Genomic DNA, 18,588 nt, shown 5'->3' on the forward strand with positions numbered 1-18,588 from the left:
TTGCCTATGAGTTTTGATGTCGTTGTACTGACCGACCCAAGATATATCAACCCAAAAAAAGAGAGTGCCTACATAGAAAATGTCCTTCTTGAAGACCGTTTGGTCTTGGAAGCGCTACAACGTTTGGGGCTGAATACCATACGAAAGTCTTGGGACGACCCGGATTTTGATTGGTCATCCACCAAATATGCATTGTTCCGGACCACTTGGGATTATTTTGACCGATACCAAGAGTTTTCCAAATGGTTGGAATCTACCTCCAAACAAACGAAATTCATCAATTCCAAAGCCCTCATTTATTGGAATATTGACAAACATTACCTGAAGGACTTATCCAATGCTGGGGTGAACATCCCCAAAACCATTTTTATTGAAAAAGGGGGCCAAACCACACTTCGCGACACTATTGAAGATGCACTCGATAATCAAGGGTTCATGGATGATATTTTTATCCTGAAACCCTGTGTTTCTGGAGCAGCTAGACATACCTACAAAATCCTGAAAGAGGACATCCCAAAACACGAAGCCATCTTTCAGGAGTTGATTGGCGAAGAGGCCATGATGCTCCAAGAATTTCAGGAAAATATTGTAAAGGAAGGGGAAATCTCCATGATGGTATTTAACGGAAAGTTTACCCATGCGGTGCTCAAAATTGCCAAACCCGGGGATTTTAGGGTACAGGATGATTTCGGTGGAACCGTACACGATTACATTCCCTCCAAAGAACAGATTGCTTTTGCCGAAAAAGCGGCTCAAGCCGCATTGGAACTCCCGATATATGCCCGGGTGGATATTTTTAAGGACAACGATGGGGAATGGGCCTTGGCCGAACTTGAAATTTTTGAACCGGAGCTTTGGTTTCGATTGTATCCTGAAGCGGCCAACATTCTTGCTAAAAGCATCAAGGAGAGGTATTTCGGGTAATTTTTAGGTGTTCACCTGCCCCATCTGGCGTTTCAGCTCTTCCATGGACTGCTGCAACTGCTTCAGCAAACCGGTTTCCGTTGTGGCATCCACATTAAAGGTCAACTTGCTGCTCACTTCCCAAATTTCTTGAATTTGGAAGGGTTTAATGTCGTAAGGCGGGTATGCTTCGTTCAAGGAAACCAAGGTGATGTTGTTGGAATTCGGGCGTTTCTCAATCTTTTTCACCATCACGGAATCCTGAAGTACCACCACATACATCTTATTGGGATTCACATGGTCTATATGTTCAATAGCTCGGGCCAATACCCAATCATTGGGTTTTAGATTGGGCAACATACTGTCGCCTTCGACTTGAAAACCACGATAGGTGGCATTTCTAAACTCTGGAATGGGCAGGTCAAACGCTGGCAATTGTTGATACCAACTGGTATCTGCAATATTTTGGGGATACCCTGCGGCGGCACGGGCATTCACCAATACCATATTGTCTTGATCAGAATTATCGACAGTGACCACTTTGGGTATCACACTGGTTTTGGAAGTATCCAAATGCTTTTGGTCACTCTCTCCGAACAACCACATCGGGTTGATCTTGAACTGCCTCAACAGCTCTGTCACCACTTTCCCCGACAGCTTGGTCCTACCCCGTTCAATATCGGCCGTGGTATTCTTCACACCCAACAATTGGGCAAACTCCGCTTGGGTAAATCCCAATTCGCGTCGAATATCGGTAAAGCGTTTTAAGGTTAGTTCATTTTCCATGTCATCCGTACTTATATGAGATTGAGGCCTTAATTGTTCATTATTCAACCTAAAGAACAAAGACTTCTCGACTGCGCTCGAGGTGACCTTATAATTTCAAATATACACAATTTGGATTATTTCCAAAATATTTAATGGATTATATCCAATAATTGGAATATTTCCATATCTTTGGTTGGAATATTTCCAAGTTATGAATTTTGAACGGATACGGGAAAAGTTGAACATTCTGGCTGATGCCGCCAAATATGATGTGTCCTGCGCCAGTAGTGGTAGTGACCGGACCAACAAAAGTCAAGGGCTGGGCAATGCCTCCAAAATGGGAATATGCCATAGTTATACGGAAGACGGCAGATGTATTTCCTTATTGAAGATCTTATTGACCAACCACTGCATTTTTGATTGCGCCTATTGCGTAACACGGAAAAGCAACGATGTGCAACGTGCCGCTTTCAAAATTCAGGAAGTGGTGGACCTTACCATCAATTTTTATCGAAGGAACTATATCGAGGGGCTGTTCTTGAGTTCCGGTATTTTTAAAAATGCCGATTATACCATGGAACGTTTGGTGGCCGTGGCCAAAAAACTACGGGAAGAGGAAAATTTCAACGGATACATCCATTTAAAATCCATCCCAGGGGCCAGTGATGAACTCATGTACGAAGCGGGTCTGTATGCGGACCGACTTTCAGTCAACATCGAAGTGCCTACCATTTCGGGATTAAAGTTATTGGCTCCCGACAAGAAACATGAGGATTTCACCAAACCCATGCTCAAGGTAAAAAATGAGATTGTCCGCTACAAGGCTGAACGAAAAATCATCAAGAGCACCCCAAAATATGCTCCTGCCGGCCAGAGTACCCAAATGATTGTGGGCGCTTCCGGTGAAACCGACAAGGATATCATGTATTCTGCCGTCCATTACTATAAAAATTACCAAATGCGCAGGGTCTATTATTCAGGGTATGTCCCTGTAGCAGACGACATGCGCTTGCCCGCCATAGGCTCCCAAGTTCCCATGTTACGGGAGAACCGACTATACCAAACAGATTGGCTCCTTCGGTTTTATGGCTTTGCCATCAACGAAATCCTGAACAAGGATTATCCCAATCTGGATATGGATGTGGACCCCAAGCTTTCATGGGCATTGCGGAATCTGTACCATTTCCCTGTGGATGTGAACAGCGCGGACAAGGCTCTATTGGCACGAATTCCAGGAATTGGGATGCGTTCCGTGGATAAAATCCTTAAGGCGCGCCGTTTTAGAAAACTGAACTGGGACCATCTCAAGAAAATCGGGGTGGCCCTCAACCGTGCCCAATACTTTATGGTATGTGATTCCCGCCACTGGGAACGTAGGGATTTGGATGCGGAGAAAATCAAGGGTATGATCCTACAGACTTCCTCAGGGAAGTTTCGGAATCAGTACAGCACACAATTGTCATTGTTCAATTAACAATGTGCAATTACAACAGGAGTATGTCAGTTCGAATGCATATAAGAAATCTAGATTTCTCTGTCGTAAACTCCTTCGAAATGGCGCACTAAGTACAAATTGTCAGTTCGAGCGCAGTCGAGAACTAAAATTTGGAATCAAAAAACAAAAATGAATTAAACGTGAATACTATGAAACCTTCAAAAACCCTAATTTATGATGGTAGTTTCAATGGCTTCCTCACTGCCGTCTTTGTAGCTTTCGATGAAAAAATCAATGTGGCCGATATCCAAAAAAACGGTCAAGGTCAGAATGGACTGTTTTCAGAGACCGAAACCATCTTTACCCATGTAGAAAAGGCAAAGCGGGTCTGGAACGGAATCAGAAACAAGAGCCATAATGCCATTGCCAATGTGTATTTTGCCTTTTTGAGTGAAACCGAAGGGGTAGAATTAACACTCTATACCTATATTCAAAAATTGATGGCATCCCATAATGGAAAGCAAATGGATTATTCCGATGGGATTGTCCTCCATATTGACCAGCTTGCCAAAAAAGTAGGTCGGGAAAAACACCGTATGGAGGCCTTTGTCCGCTTCCAACTGACCAAGGACGACATCTATTTTGCCAACATTGAACCCGATTTTGATGTATTGCCATTGATTTCCAAGCACTTTCGTAACCGTTATGCGGACCAGCAATGGCTGATCTATGATGTGAAACGCAATTATGGCATTTACTATAACCTAGACCATGTGGAAATGGTTTCCCTCAATCTAAAGGAAATCCATTTCAATAAAATCCATAAAAGTGATGCTTTTTTGAGCGAGGAATACGATTACCAAACCCTATGGAACGATTATTTTAAAAGTACCGGTATCAAATCCCGCATCAACCCAAAATTGCACACACAACACGTACCCAAACGGTATTGGAAATATTTGAGTGAGAAAAAGCAGGCCGTTTAACTGATTTTCTCGGTTAACAAGTATCTTTCAAGAAAACAGAAAAGCGTATGGCTTACAAACAATTGAAACTTTGGTTTGATGTGGAATTGACCCAACTCTTGGCCAATAAGCTATCTGAAGAAGGTATTCCCATAAATCACGAATCGTTTACAAGTACAGTTTCGGAAAGAGTTGACAAACTGGAGCTGAAAGATAGAATTGAGTGTATAGCCGATACTTTACACTCCCATTTAAATGGTGATTACCTTACCAATTTAAATTATTTGTTAGCCATTTTGGGTCCTGAGAATGAAAAAGAGACAGGCATGTTTAAAGAGTTTTATTGGATTATGCCGATTGCCAAATATGTTGAAAAGTATGGCCTTGATCATTTTGAACAATCCATGGAGGCCATTGGGGAAATCACCAAACGCAATACCGGGGAGTATACCATCAGACCCTTTCTTGAAAAATACCCTGAACAGACATTAAAAGTGCTTATTCAATGGTCTAAGAGCCCTAACAAACATGTACGTCGTTTATCCAGTGAAGGGGTAAGACCACGATTGCCATGGGCAAAAAAGCTGAACATGTTTGTACACGACCCATCCCCCATCTTTCCAATTCTGGAGAATCTTAAGGACGACCCCAGTAAATATGTCCAAACCTCGGTAGCAAATACCATCAACGACATCCTAAAAGACAACCCTAACAAAGCCAAAAAAATGGTTCAATCATGGATGCCCCAAGCCACCAAAGAGCGTAAATGGATCATTAAACATGCCCTTCGGAACTTAATAAAATCCAATGATATTTGGGCCTCTGGAGTCCTAAAGAAACTTTAATCTTATTTGCTTCGCTCCCCAACAAAATGATCGCTCTTATTTTTGAACAGCACATTAAAACTGGTCAAGCTACCATAAACACGGGTGATGTATTGCTGTAGGTCCACCTTTTCCTGATCATCCAGATTTTTACTACTGTTGATTTTTTGTTCCATCACCCGGATGCGGTCACGGACCATCACGATCTTATGGAAAAAGGTCTCAATAGGCATTTCCTTGTTCTGGGTGGCATCATCAGGTTGCAAAATCAACTTTCCGCCCTTCCATTTATCAGCTATGGCCACTTTCTCATGGGTATCGCTCCACTTTTCCAAAATCTTCACCAAGGAACGCTCCACATCAAAAAAACTGACTGTATCCACTTCGTCCTCTACAGCTTCAATCACCTCAAATTCGGAATCCAAATCAATGGTTTCCAATCCATTTTCCAAAAAAGTGACCCAGTAATGCTTGGATGACACGTTGGTCACCACCCCTTTACCATACTCTGGATGTTCAATTCTGGAACCAATACCCAATAATTTCATTTTATATTGTTAATGTCATTTCGTAGAAGCTTTGCATCTGAGAAATCTAGATTTCTCCCATTTGGTCGAAATGACTGTTTTTCAAACTCAAAAATAAATCATCAATTAACAAAAACGAAACTTGGGGCCACTTCATTTTTACATCCCAAATCGCTACTTTTGAAGCTTTGCTATGATTTTATGGTTAACTACGAAGAACATATTGAGGTTAAAGGCGCCAGAGTCCATAACCTGAAAAATATTGACGTTACCATTCCCCGTGAAAAACTCGTAGTGATCACCGGTCTTTCGGGCAGTGGAAAATCCTCTTTGGCCTTTGATACCATTTATGCCGAAGGCCAACGACGCTACATAGAAACCTTCTCGGCTTATGCCAGGCAGTTCTTGGGTGGATTGGAACGTCCCGATGTGGATAAAATTGATGGTCTGTCACCTGTGATTGCCATTGAGCAGAAAACCACCTCAAAATCGCCCCGATCAACCGTTGGGACCATTACCGAGGTATACGACTTTCTCAGATTGTTGTTTGCACGAGCTGGTGATGCCTACAGTTTCAACACTGGTGAAAAGATGGTCAGCTATAGCGATGAACAAATCAAAGATTTGATTATTGAGGCCTATCTCGATAAAAAAATAAACGTATTGGCCCCAGTGGTCAAATCCAGAAAGGGTCATTATAGGGAATTGTTCGAGCAGATTGGCAAACAAGGATTTGTAAAAGTGCGTGTAGATGGTGAAGTGTTGGACATCACCAAGGGAATGAAGGTAGACCGTTACAAAACTCACGATATAGAGATTGTCATTGACCGATTGAAAGTTTCGGAAAGTGAGGATTTCCATAAACGTTTGGGCGAGACCATCAACACGGCCATGTACAGTGGCGACAATGTACTCATGGTCTTGGAAGAAGGGGAAACCGTTCCCCGCTATTTCAGTCGGGACCTTATGTGTCCCTCCACGGGCATCTCCTACCCCACTCCGGAACCCAATACCTTTTCCTTCAATTCCCCAAAGGGCATGTGCCCAGAGTGCAGCGGTTTGGGGCACGTTCATGAGATCAACGAACAAAAGATCATCCCCAATCCAAAACTGTCCATCAAGGCAGGTGGACTGGCCCCACTGGGCGAATACAAGAAATCTTGGGCCTTCAAACAATTGGAGACCATTGCCCAACGCTATGGTTTTGAACTGACCGATCCCATTGAAAAAATCCCGGCGGAAGCCATGGAAATCATTTTAAATGGAGGAAAGGACAGCTTTGAGGTGGATTCCAAGACCTTGGGGGTAAAACGACAATACAAAATTGATTACGAAGGCATTTCCAACTTTATAAAGACCCAGTTCGAAGAGGCCAATTCAACGTCCATCAAGCGATGGGCCAAAGACTATATGGACAAGGTCCAATGCCCTTCCTGCGAAGGTGCGCGGCTCCGGAAAGAATCGCTTTATTTTAAAATCGGGGAGAAAAATATTGCCCAACTGGCCCAAATGGATATTGCCGAACTGGCCACTTTTTTCGAAAAACTTGAAAGCTCCCTCGAGGGCAACCAAAAGATAATCGCCGAGGAAATCATCAAGGAAATCAAGACCAGGGTACAATTTTTATTGGATGTGGGCTTGGACTACCTCTCCTTGAACCGAAGTTCCAAATCGCTTTCGGGTGGTGAGGCACAGCGCATCCGATTGGCTACGCAGATTGGCTCTCAACTGGTGGGTGTCCTCTATATTCTGGACGAACCCAGTATTGGTTTGCATCAACGGGACAACGAACGATTGATCCATTCCTTGGAATCCCTTCGGGATATTGGAAACTCCGTAATTGTAGTGGAACACGACCGGGATATGATAGAACATGCAGACCATGTGATCGATATTGGCCCTAAAGCGGGCCGGCATGGAGGAGAAATCATCTCCGAAGGCACCCCTGCGGAACTGAAGAACCACCATACCCTTACCGCACAATACATTACTGGGGAGCTGGAGATTCCCGTTCCTGCCGAACGGAGGAAAGGAACTGGTAAAAAAATCGTGCTTTCCGGGTGCACTGGGAACAATCTAAAAAATGTTACCGTCGAGTTCCCTTTGGGAAAACTGATAGGCGTTACGGGGGTATCGGGCAGTGGAAAGTCCACCTTGATCAACGAGACCCTCTACCCTATCATGAATGCGCACTACTTCAACGGGGTAAAAAAACCCATGCCCTATAAAAAAATTACCGGGCTCCAACATATCGACAAGGTCATTGACATCAACCAATCGCCCATTGGACGCACACCACGCTCCAATCCAGCCACCTACACAGGTGTTTTTAGCGAGATTAGAGCCCTTTTTGCAAAGACCACCGAAGCCACTATCCGGGGATACAAACCCGGTCGGTTCAGTTTTAATGTGGCCGGGGGACGATGTGAAACCTGCCAAGGTGGGGGCTTAAAGGTGATTGAAATGAACTTTTTGCCCGATGTTTATGTGGAATGTGAAACCTGTAACGGGAAGCGTTTCAATCGGGAAACCTTGGAAATTCGGTACAAGGGCAAGTCCATTGCCGACGTTTTGGATATGACCATCAACGAAGCTGTTGATTTCTTTGAAAACATCCCCAAAATTTATCGCAAACTAAAGACAATAAAAGATGTGGGATTGGGTTATATATCTCTGGGACAACAGTCCACCACCCTTTCCGGTGGAGAGGCACAACGGGTAAAGTTGGCCACAGAGCTTTCCAAGCGCGATACCGGAAATACATTTTATATCCTCGACGAACCTACAACTGGATTACATTTTGAAGACATCCGGGTGCTCATGGAAGTACTTGACCAATTGGTGGACAAAGGAAACACCATTCTGGTCATTGAGCATAACATGGATGTGATCAAAATGATGGACCACATCATAGATATTGGCTATGAAGGTGGCCGCGGCGGAGGAATGGTCGTAGCTACCGGAACTCCAGAAGAAGTGGCCAAGGATACGAAGAGCTATACAGCCAAGTTTTTAAAGAAAGAACTGGAAAATACAAAACAGAAGATTGCACGGGCAGTTTAAATTATAATTATGCAGATGCGAAAAGAACAACACACCAAAGGATGGAACGAGATAAAGACAAACGACTCATGGGCCATATTCAAGATTATGGGCGAGTTTGTCAATGGATTTGAAAAAATGAGCCAGATTGGTCCCTGTGTGTCCATATTCGGCTCTGCAAGGGTACGCCCCGGCCAACCCTATTACGACTTGGCCGTCAAAATCTCCCAAAAAGTGGCCGAATCCGGCTACGGGATCATCACTGGAGGTGGTCCCGGCATCATGGAGGCAGGAAACAAAGGCGCCAATATGGCTGGTGGAACTTCCGTGGGATTGAACATTGACCTACCCTTTGAGCAACACGACAATCCGTTTATAGACGAAGACAAGAGCTTGGATTTTGACTATTTCTTTGTACGAAAGGTAATGTTCGTAAAATACTCCCAAGGGTTTGTGGTCATGCCCGGGGGCTTTGGCACCTTGGATGAACTCTTTGAGGCCATCACCCTTATCCAAACGCATAAAATACAGAAGTTCCCCATTATTTTGGTAGGCACGGAATTCTGGAAGGGATTACTGGATTGGATCAAGAATACTATGCTGGAAGCGGGCAACATCAGCCCGACCGATTTAGATCTCATCCAACTGGTGGACACCGAGGAAGAGGTCGTTGAAATCATCGATGCATTTTACAAAGGGCATGATCTTAGCCCCAACTTCTAAAAAATTCCTTCTTGACGGCGCGTTTCTCCTTAGTCCAAATTTCTTTGCTGTTCTTTTCAGTATGTTCCTCTTTACGGGGGCAACATACCAATGACATTACGGTAATTCTGGATGATGAAACCCAAGAGGTACAAATACGACAAGAGTTTACATACGTCAATACTTCCCAAAATGGGGTTTCCACCCTCTACTTTAATGATTGGAACCATGCCTATGCCAATAAAAACACTGCATTGGCCAAACGCTTCGCCGAAGAATTCAACCGGAGCCTACATTTGGCCAAGGACAAGGAACGAGGCTATACCCATATAAAAACCATAGTTGGCAATGACTATTCCGGACTGGATTGGGAACGTGTGAAAAATAGGGATGTCATCGCCGTTAAATTGGTCCATAGTATAGAGCCTGGGGAATCCATTCAACTGTTCTTCACCTATACCGTACAACTGCCCAGTGCCAAATTCACTTCCTATGGGTTTACCGGTCAGGGCTACAACCTTAAGGATTGGTACTTAACTCCTGCGGTTTTAAATGGTGAATGGCACTTGTATGACAATATCAATCTGGATGATCTGTATACGGATGTCACCAATACCACAATCAACCTGAAATATCCGGAGAAGCTTTTTTTGGCCACCAATTTTGATGAATCAAACTCAACCAAGTTTCCCGGCGGTCAATACGTAACCCTCTCTGGACAAAACCGGAAAAGCTGTGAGATCATTTTAAGTCCCTATAAAAAATTCACCAAACATATCACACCCTACCTCACAGTGACTTCGGATTTGGAGTCCAACAAGTATGATGAAATATCCCAAGGGATTTCCATAAATAGAGTGGCTCAATTTCTGGAGGAAAATCTAGGAAAATACCCCCATGACAATCTATTGGTGAGCGAGTTTAATTACAACAAGGCACCCTTGTACGGCATCAACCAACTCCCCTCTTTCATTAGGCCATACGAAGAACGCTTCCAGTTTGAAATGAAGTTTCTCAAAACGGCCATCAACAGCTATCTAAAGGAAACCTTGTTCCTTGACCCCAGAAAAGAACGCTGGGTAAACGATGCCATTGCGTATTACCTCATGATCAAATACGTGGAAGACCATTACCCCAAGCAGAAATTGGCCGGTAAACTATCTAAAGTGTGGGGAATCAGAGGGTTTCATTTGGCGCAAATGGACTTCAACGAACAGTATGCTTTGTTAAGTATGTTGCCCATCCGCAAAAATATTGATCAGGCATTGACCGTTCGCAACGATTCCTTGATCAAGTTCAACCAAAAAATCGCAAACGGGTACAAAGCTGGTTTGGGCATGTCCTACCTCTCGGAATATCTGGGAGATAAAAAAGTGGACAGCAGTATTCTTGCGTTCTACAAACAACATCATCTGGAGCCCAAGGTAGACGCCATGGATTTCAGAAAAACCTTGGAACAATTTGCGGATAAGGACATTCAATGGTTTTTTGATGAATATGTGGGTACGGATAAAAAGATTGATTTTAAAATCAAGAGTGTGGACAAGACCGAAGATTCCATCTCTTTGGTCCTGAAGAACAAGAGAGGTACCAATGTTCCCATTTCATTGTTTGGCATGCAAAAGGATTCCGTGATTTCGCAGTATTGGTTCACGGACATCGACTCCACAAAGACCGTTACCATCCCGAGAAATGGGGAGGATCGGATGGTACTGAACTACGACCAAAAAATACCGGAATTCAACCAACGGGACAATTGGAAGACCCTAAACGGCTTTTTCTCCAGTAATAAAAAGCTGAAATTTCAATTTTTCAAGGATACCGAAGACCCTTATTACAATCAGGTGTTCTATGTGCCCATAGCCAATTTCAATATTTATGATGGCATCACCCCTGGAATGCGTATTTACAACAAGACCTTTTTGGAACGGCCCTTTCAGTACGATATTTCCCCCACCTATTCCTTTTTGGAACGCACCATGGTAGGGAAGGCAACCTTCCATTACAGAAAATATCATCAAAAAACAGGGTTGTACGTCACCAATTATTCCATTACCGGTTCCACTTCCCATTTTCAGGTAAACTCTAGATTCTCCACCCTTACCCCAGCGGTGAGTTTTGGGTGGCGACCCAATGACCTGCTTTCCAATCGTAGACAAAGCTTGCTTTTTAGATACCGGAATGTCTTTAGGAGCATCGATGACAATATTGCGGATCAAATTGACACCGACCCGGATTATAGTGTGATGAACGTCCGCTTTATTGATGTGGACAATAACATCCTAAACTATAATTCTTGGTTTTTGGATGCCCAACACTCCAGTGATTTTACCAAACTTGCCTTTGAAATGGAGTATCGGAAGCTGTTCCAGAGTAATAGGCAATTGAACCTAAGGCTATATGCCGGAAAGTTTTTGCGGAACAAGACTGAATCCAATTTCTTCAGCTTTGCCTTGGACCGACCAACCGATTACATGTTTGACCTAAGTTATTTGGGGCGGTCCGAAAGCACTGGGCTGTATAGTCAGCAAATTATCATATCTGAAGGAGGGTTTAAATCAAAACTTGATAATCCGTTTGCCAATGATTGGATCGTGACCACCAATGCCAGTACCAACATTTGGAGGTGGATTGAAGCCTATGGCGATATAGGCTATCTTAAAAACAAAGGAGAAGACGCCCGTTTTGTATACGACTCCGGGATACGACTCAATTTGGTCACCGATTATTTTGAACTCTATTTTCCCGTTTACTCCAATAGAGGCTGGGAAATTGCCCAAAATAACTACGAGGAGCGTATTCGTTTTATAGTCACCATTAGCCCCAAGACCCTGATAGGGCTGTTTACCCGTAAATGGTTTTAATTTTATCATATTCCCAAAAAAGACCCTTCAAACAAAAACTAATTTTAGGATATGTTTGTTTTTTGAACATATTATTGTTGAATTGTCATTTTATTAACAGGGTTTCATATTGCTGTTTTGATTGTATTTTAGTACTTTCGCAGAAATCTTCGACTGCCCATGAAACCTGACCCAAGCACAAGCAACGATATTTCCTTCGACGATTTTCAATCCCAAATCCTTCAGGATTATGAGGTTGCGGTCACCAGTAGGGAATGTAGCCTGCTCGGAAGACGGGAAGTCTTATCGGGAAAAGCCAAATTTGGCATATTTGGGGACGGTAAAGAGTTACCACAACTGGCCATGGCAAGGGCCTTTCAGGACGGGGATTTTAGAAGTGGGTATTACCGGGACCAAACTTTTATGATGGCTCTTGGATACCTCAATCCAAAGGAATTCTTCCACGGCCTTTATGCCACTACCGATCTGGAAAAGGAACCCATGAGTGCCGGAAGGCAAATGGGAGGGCATTTTGTGACCCACAGCCTTAACGAGGACGGCTCATGGAAAGATCTTACCAAGCAAAAGAACAGCAGTGCCGACATTTCCTGTACCGCCGGACAAATGCCCCGTCTTTTGGGGTTGGCGCAGGCCTCAAAGATCTATCGTAATGTAAAGGAAATGGACCAGACCAACTTTTCCAACAACGGGAATGAGGTCGCTTGGGGCACCATTGGGAATGCAAGTACCAGTGAGGGACACTTTTTTGAGACCGTAAATGCCGCCGGGGTAATGCAGGTCCCCATGGTCATCTGCATTTGGGACGACGAATATGGCATTTCCGTACCCTCTGAATTCCATACCACCAAAGGGGATATTTCGGAAATGCTCAAAGGTCTGCAGCGTGATGAGCATGCCGCAGGATATGAAATATTAAAAGTCAAGGGATGGGATTATACCGCCCTGACCCATACTTTTGAAAATGCTTCGGACATAGCCCGGGACAACCATGTTCCCGTGCTTATCCACGTTACCGAACTCACCCAGCCGCAAGGACACTCCACTTCCGGTTCCCATGAACGATACAAATCTGCAGAACGCTTGCAGTGGGAACGCGAAAATGATTGCAACAAGCGGTTCAGGGAGTGGATTCTGGAAAATGGGATCAGTACCGAGGAAGCACTCAAAAAAATGGAACGGGAAATAAAACAAAAAGTCCGGACCGCAAAAAAAGAGGCTTGGACCGAGTTTTTAAAACCGCATTTAATTGCCAAAAAACAGCTAGTACAATTACTGTCCAATGCTGCAGAGAAGAGTCCGAACCGGGTTTTCATCAACAAAATCAAGAATGACCTGATTGCCGTTGATGAACCGCTCAAAAAAGATTTGGCCTCCAAGTCAAGAACGGCCCTCCGCTATCTTTTGGGAGAGAATACCCCCGAGAGACAACAGCTGCTTCAGTGGGTCCAGAGCTTTTTGGATGATTCCCAACCCAAGTACAGCTCGCATCTACATAGTGAACTCGCCAATAATGCCACCCAAATTGAATCCGTGGCCCCCACCTACCCTGAACAAGTGGAAGAAGTTGATGGTCGTATCATTTTACGGGACAATTTTGATGCTTTGTTTACCAGATACCCCAAAACCATGGTCTTTGGGGAAGACACCGGAAACATTGGCGATGTGAACCAGGGATTGGAAGGTCTGCAAAAAAAGTTCGGAGAACTTCGCGTGGCCGATACGGGTATTCGGGAAACCTCCATTATAGGACAAGGTATTGGACTGGCTTTGAGAGGATTAAGACCTATAGCTGAAATTCAATATTTAGACTATATCCTTTACGGAATCCAGACGTTGAGCGATGATTTGGCATCTTTGATGTACAGAACCGTTGGAAAACAGAAAGCACCGTTGATTGTCCGCACCAGAGGGCATCGATTGGAAGGTATCTGGCACTCTGGGTCCCCAATGGGAGGTTTGATCCACCTGCTTCGAGGTATGTACATTTTAACACCACGAAACATGACCCAAGCGGCAGGATTCTACAACACCTTACTCAAAAGTGACGAACCCGCCTTGATCATAGAGAGCCTCAATGGATATCGTCTCAAAGAAAAAAAACCCTCCAACCTGGGAGAGTTTTGCACACCCATTGGACAAGTGGAAACCCTAAAAGAGGGAACGGACATCACGCTGTTGTCTTATGGCTCCACGTTACGAATTGTTGAAAAAGTAGCAAAGGAACTGCTGGAAGTGGGTATAGATGCCGAAGTAATCGATGCCCAATCCCTACTCCCGTTTGACTTGAACCATGATGTTGTGAAAAGTCTCCAGAAAACCAATCGCCTGTTGATTGTTGATGAAGATGTGCCAGGAGGATGTTCTGCCTATTTATTGCAGGAGATTTTGGAGAAACAGGGGGGATATCGCCATTTGGACAGCGCTCCTCAAACCTTGACTTCAAAAGCGCATAGACCAGCCTATGCTTCGGACGGGGATTATTTCTCCAAGCCCAATGCTGAAGACATCTTTGAAAAGGTCTACCAGATCATGAATGAAGCAGACCCCGCCTCCTTTCCAAGTCTTAGGTAAATCGGTTTTTGTCGAAAATATCGGTTAAGGACGTATATTTATGCATCATTGTTGCACCGATTAAAAACATAATTAATATTTTCACGTCTTTAAAATCCCCCAAATGAAAAACAACACCTTAGTCCACTTGGGATTGGCACTGCTCCGAATAGTACCTTCAGTGTTTATGATCACCCATGGATATCCAAAACTTTTAAAACTCATCAACGGGAATACAGAATTTGCCAACCCCTTTGGTATTGGTGAAGCCCCTTCCCTATTTTTGGCGGTCATCGGTGAATTTATTTGTCCGCTTTTAATGATCATTGGCTTTAAAACCAGGTGGGCCGCCATTCCAACGGCAATCACCATGGCTGTCGCTGCTTTTATGATCCATGGTGCCGACCCTTTCGGAACCAAGGAAAAAGCCCTACTCTATTTTGTGGTCTTTTTGGTCATTTTTCTTTTGGGGCCCGGCAAGTATAGTGTAGATAAGAAATAACCCTAGATGATTTCCGAAAGGAGCTCTTTCAATAGATCGGCCTGATCCATATTATTGGCCCCGACCCCTTTTCCCTTTAAATCCAATTCGCGGAGACTGGACACGATACCACTTACCCGCTTCATGGGATAGTTTTTTGCGGCAACCGTATATTCCTTTACAAAGTAAGGGTTCACACCCAATACCTTGGCCACATTCCCGGGGGAATGGTCACTCAACCCATGATACTGCAACAATTGGGTAAAAAAGGTGTTCAAAAGGGTCACGGTAACCACAAAAGGGTTGTCCTTGGGGTTCTGGGCAAAATAATCAACGATTCGGGAAGCTTTGGCCACATCCCTTTCCCCAATGGCCTTCTTTAGCTCAAAGTTGTTGAAATCCTTACTGATACCAATATGCTCCTCGATGACCTCTGGGGTAATCTCCATGGTAGGCGGCACCACCAAGGTCAATTTGTCCAATTCGTTATTGATTTTTCCCAAATCGGTTCCCAAAAACTCCACCAACAAGATACAGGCCTTGGGTGAAATCCTGTATTTTTTACTAGCCAAGGTCCTGCGTATCCATTCCGACACTTGGTTTTCATAAAGCTTTTTACTCTCGAAAAGCTCACCTTTCTTTTGAATGGCCTTGTAAAGTTTTTTTCGCTTGTCCAGCTTCTTGTACTTGTAGCAAAGCACCAATATGGTTGTGGGTTGTGGGTTTTCGGCATAGGAAACCAGATTCTCTATGGTACGGGAAAGATGCTGGGCCTCCTTTACGATCACTACTTGGTATTCGGCCATCATGGGAAAACGTTTGGCATTGGCGACCACCTCGTCAACACTGGTGTCCTTTCCATACAGAACCATCTGGTTAAAACCCTTTTCATCCTCGGTAAGAACATTGTCCGATATATATTTTGAGATCCTATCGATATAATAGGGCTCCTCCCCCATCAAAAAATAGATGGGCTTGGGGTTTCCCGCATCAATCTCAGCTACAATTTCCTTTATTCCGTCCATTCAGAAAAAAATCATCAAATTTGTCCAATGCAGTCATTGAACTTTCCAGCGTATTCGTTCCGAATCAAAAATAGCCAAAATAGACACTACATTTTTGACGGTATCCGTAAAAAATTTGTGGTGCTCCAACCCGAGGAATGGGTGCGCCAACATGTGCTCCATTTTTTGGTCTTCACAAAAAATTACCCCAAAAGCCTCATCAATGTGGAGAAACAGTTGACCGTGAACCAATTGAAAAAACGGTATGATGTGGTGGTCTTCAATCCAGATGGGTCCATATTCCTGCTTGTGGAATGTAAAGCACCGGAAGTTGCCATCGACCAGTCCACCTTTGATCAAATAGCCCGATACAACCTTCAATTACAATCCGATTACCTCATGGTGACCAACGGACTGGAACATTACTATTGCGAAATGGACCATACTGAGGAAAAATACAGGTTTTTAAAGGAAATTCCTGATTTTAGCCGTTAATTTGCTGCCGTTTTGAAAGTCGCCGTAGTCATACTCAATTGGAATGGGGAAACCTTGTTGGAAAGGTTCCTTCCTTCTGTTGTAAGCTATTCGCAAGGGGCGGACATTTATGTGGTGGACAATGCCAGCTCGGACGGTTCCGTAGCTTTTTTGAAAGATGCCTACCCCAACATCCGTATCATCCAAAATAAAGAGAACGGAGGGTTTGCCAAAGGGTACAATGACGGCCTGCAAACCGTGGATGCCGATATTTTTTGCCTGCTAAATTCAGATGTGGAAGTGACCCCCGGTTGGCTGGAACCCATTATGGACTTGTTCCAATCCCATTCCGACATTGCTATTGTTCAGCCCAAAATTTTGGATCTGAACCAAAAAGATCATTTTGAATATGCTGGTGCTGCCGGAGGCTATATTGATATGTTGGGATATCCATTCTGCCGAGGCAGAATATTTCAAGCCTTGGAAAAGGATGAGGGCCAATATGATGATGTCAAGGAAATCTTTTGGGCCACTGGCGCCTGTATGTTCATTCGGCGAAATGTGTTTGAATCACTCCACGGCTTTGATGAGGATTACTTTGCCCATCAAGAAGAAGTGGATCTCTGTTGGCGCGCCAAAAACGCTGGCCATAAAGTGTATTATGTGGGGCACAGCCATGTGTACCATTTGGGAGGTTCCACTTTAAAGAACATGAATCCCAAGAAAACCTTCCTCAATTTTAGGAACTCGTTGTATTCCATCACCAAGAACCTTCCCCGGAAAAAAGCGTTTCCCATTATCTTCTTGCGCCTGATCTTGGATGGCATTGCGGCCCTGCGTTTTATCGTTCAATTAAAATTTGATCATTGTTGGGCCATTCTGCGTGCACATGTCAGTTTTTATGGTAACTTTATAAAAATGCACAAAAAGCGGGAAAAAGCTAATTTTTTATTAAAGTATCATACCACGACGTCCATTGTATGGTCGCATTTCGTAAATCAAATAAAGAATTTTAACATTTTAGTAAAAGATTAACTATACCTGAATGTAGAAAATTTGCATTTTATCTAATTTTGGTCGAGTTCTATTACTATGAAATATCTAACAATCCTTAAATTATACTCTGAACTATTATGAAAAAAGTTTTTCTAGGAACATTGGCGATGACTGTTCTACTATCTTCTTGTGTATCATCAAAGAAGTACGCGGATTTGGAAGCCAAACAAAAAGAAACCCAAGATTTATTAAACTCTGCCACTGTTAAGTTGAACGACTGCTTGGAAGAAAAGGCAACGGCAGATTCAAGACTACAAACCCTTGAAGATCAAAACGCCTTCCTTAAGGCCAATAACCAAGAGCTCATCAACAACATGGGCAACTTGACCACCCTTACCACAAAAGGTGCCGAGAACCTTGAAAAATCTTTGGAAAGCTTGCGTGAAAAAGACCTTACCATCAGAAAATTGCAAGATGCCGTTACAAGAAGGGATTCTGTCAATCTTTCTTTGGTACAGAGCTTGAAAGGTGTGTTGGGCAACTTGGATGACGAAGACATTGAGATCAGTGTTGAAAAAGGTGTTGTATTCGTTTCCATTTCTGACAAACTATTGTTCAGAAGCGGTAGCTACAACGTAACCAGCGCTGCCAAGGAAGTGTTGGGCAAAGTGGCCAAGGTTGTAAACAACAAGCCTGACTTCGAATTTATGGTAGAAGGCCATACAGACAACGTACCTTACAGAAGCGGTGTTCTATTGGATAACTGGGATTTGAGTGCCAAAAGAGCAACCTCCGTGGTTCGTATCCTACAAAACGATTTTGGTGTTGACCCAGCTAGGATGACTGCTGCCGGACGTAGCTACTACATTCCTTTGGTAAGCAACGAAACCTCTGCCAACAGAGCCAAAAACAGAAGAACCCGTATCGTGGTACTTCCAAAAATCGATCAGTTCTACAGCATGATCGAAGAAGGCATGAAAGATCCTGCCATCGGCGGAAGCGGAAAATAAGAAATCAGTGTATTACGCTGAATGAGAAAGCGACCCAAATGGG

The 18,588-nt window shown here is 43.7% G+C and carries 15 protein-coding genes; 12 read left to right on the plus strand and 3 right to left on the minus strand.

Annotated elements, in window-relative coordinates:
• The first annotated feature begins 6 nt into the window (after positions 1-6).
• Positions 7-924, plus strand: a complete 918-nt coding sequence (locus ACPD8L_RS04265) for an ATP-grasp domain-containing protein (protein WP_421809496.1) — start codon at positions 7-9, stop codon at positions 922-924.
• Between the two features lie 3 nt (positions 925-927).
• Here the strand turns inward: ACPD8L_RS04265 and ACPD8L_RS04270 are convergent, their stop codons facing one another.
• Entirely contained in the window at positions 928-1,689 is a 762-nt protein-coding gene (locus ACPD8L_RS04270; RefSeq protein ID WP_116217772.1) for an XRE family transcriptional regulator, read from the minus strand.
• Positions 1,690-1,882: 193 nt separating this feature from the next.
• On the opposite strand from ACPD8L_RS04270, the gene ACPD8L_RS04275 reads away from it, so the two are divergent.
• The 3 genes from ACPD8L_RS04275 to ACPD8L_RS04285 all read left to right on the plus strand — a co-directional run bounded on the left by ACPD8L_RS04275 (position 1,883) and on the right by ACPD8L_RS04285 (position 4,916).
• Complete coding sequence (locus ACPD8L_RS04275) at positions 1,883-3,145, plus strand: putative DNA modification/repair radical SAM protein (protein WP_421809497.1); 1,263 nt, start codon at positions 1,883-1,885, stop codon at positions 3,143-3,145.
• Positions 3,146-3,315: 170 nt separating this feature from the next.
• On the plus strand, positions 3,316-4,092 hold the full coding sequence (locus ACPD8L_RS04280) for a TIGR03915 family putative DNA repair protein (RefSeq protein WP_421809498.1): 777 nt from the start codon (positions 3,316-3,318) through the stop codon (positions 4,090-4,092).
• A gap of 47 nt (positions 4,093-4,139) precedes the next feature.
• Complete coding sequence (locus ACPD8L_RS04285; RefSeq protein ID WP_423942155.1) at positions 4,140-4,916, plus strand: DNA alkylation repair protein; 777 nt, start codon at positions 4,140-4,142, stop codon at positions 4,914-4,916.
• A 2-nt stretch (positions 4,917-4,918) separates the two neighbouring features.
• Here the strand turns inward: ACPD8L_RS04285 and ACPD8L_RS04290 are convergent, their stop codons facing one another.
• Positions 4,919-5,443 carry a hypothetical protein gene (locus tag ACPD8L_RS04290; RefSeq protein ID WP_116217775.1) on the minus strand — a complete coding sequence of 175 codons (525 nt, stop codon included), beginning with the start codon at positions 5,441-5,443 and terminating at the stop codon, positions 4,919-4,921.
• A gap of 180 nt (positions 5,444-5,623) precedes the next feature.
• Here ACPD8L_RS04290 and uvrA point away from each other — a divergent pair, with 180 nt between their 5' ends.
• The 5 genes from uvrA to ACPD8L_RS04315 all read left to right on the plus strand — a co-directional run bounded on the left by uvrA (position 5,624) and on the right by ACPD8L_RS04315 (position 15,082).
• Positions 5,624-8,485 (plus strand): excinuclease ABC subunit UvrA, encoded by a 2,862-nt coding sequence (uvrA, locus tag ACPD8L_RS04295; RefSeq protein WP_423942973.1) that lies wholly within the window; start codon positions 5,624-5,626, stop codon positions 8,483-8,485.
• 15 nt (positions 8,486-8,500) lie between these two features.
• Positions 8,501-9,187: an LOG family protein gene (locus ACPD8L_RS04300; protein ID WP_116218677.1), complete on the plus strand. Its 687-nt coding sequence runs from the start codon at positions 8,501-8,503 to the stop codon at positions 9,185-9,187.
• Positions 9,188-9,198: 11 nt separating this feature from the next.
• Positions 9,199-12,030: a gluzincin family metallopeptidase gene (locus ACPD8L_RS04305; RefSeq protein WP_423942158.1), complete on the plus strand. Its 2,832-nt coding sequence runs from the start codon at positions 9,199-9,201 to the stop codon at positions 12,028-12,030.
• Positions 12,031-12,189: 159 nt separating this feature from the next.
• Positions 12,190-14,601, plus strand: coding sequence for an alpha-ketoacid dehydrogenase subunit alpha/beta (locus ACPD8L_RS04310; RefSeq protein ID WP_423942160.1), 2,412 nt, complete (start codon positions 12,190-12,192; stop codon positions 14,599-14,601).
• A gap of 103 nt (positions 14,602-14,704) precedes the next feature.
• Positions 14,705-15,082, plus strand: coding sequence for a DoxX family protein (locus ACPD8L_RS04315; protein ID WP_116217778.1), 378 nt, complete (start codon positions 14,705-14,707; stop codon positions 15,080-15,082).
• Between the two features lie 2 nt (positions 15,083-15,084).
• Here ACPD8L_RS04315 and holA read toward each other — a convergent pair whose 3' ends face one another.
• On the minus strand, positions 15,085-16,086 hold the full coding sequence (holA, locus tag ACPD8L_RS04320) for a DNA polymerase III subunit delta (protein WP_421809502.1): 1,002 nt from the start codon (positions 16,084-16,086) through the stop codon (positions 15,085-15,087).
• 27 nt (positions 16,087-16,113) lie between these two features.
• Here holA and ACPD8L_RS04325 point away from each other — a divergent pair, with 27 nt between their 5' ends.
• From ACPD8L_RS04325 to ACPD8L_RS04335, 3 genes are all read left to right on the plus strand, one after another.
• Positions 16,114-16,560: a type I restriction enzyme HsdR N-terminal domain-containing protein gene (locus tag ACPD8L_RS04325; protein WP_129652502.1), complete on the plus strand. Its 447-nt coding sequence runs from the start codon at positions 16,114-16,116 to the stop codon at positions 16,558-16,560.
• Positions 16,561-16,572: 12 nt separating this feature from the next.
• Entirely contained in the window at positions 16,573-17,574 is a 1,002-nt protein-coding gene (locus ACPD8L_RS04330; RefSeq protein WP_423942164.1) for a glycosyltransferase family 2 protein, read from the plus strand.
• Positions 17,575-17,672: 98 nt separating this feature from the next.
• Complete coding sequence (locus ACPD8L_RS04335) at positions 17,673-18,545, plus strand: OmpA/MotB family protein (protein ID WP_116217782.1); 873 nt, start codon at positions 17,673-17,675, stop codon at positions 18,543-18,545.
• Positions 18,546-18,588: the final 43 nt, after the last annotated feature.

The sequence above is a fragment of the Flagellimonas algicida genome (assembly GCF_049629585.1).
Classification (GTDB): Bacteria; Bacteroidota; Bacteroidia; order Flavobacteriales; family Flavobacteriaceae; genus Flagellimonas.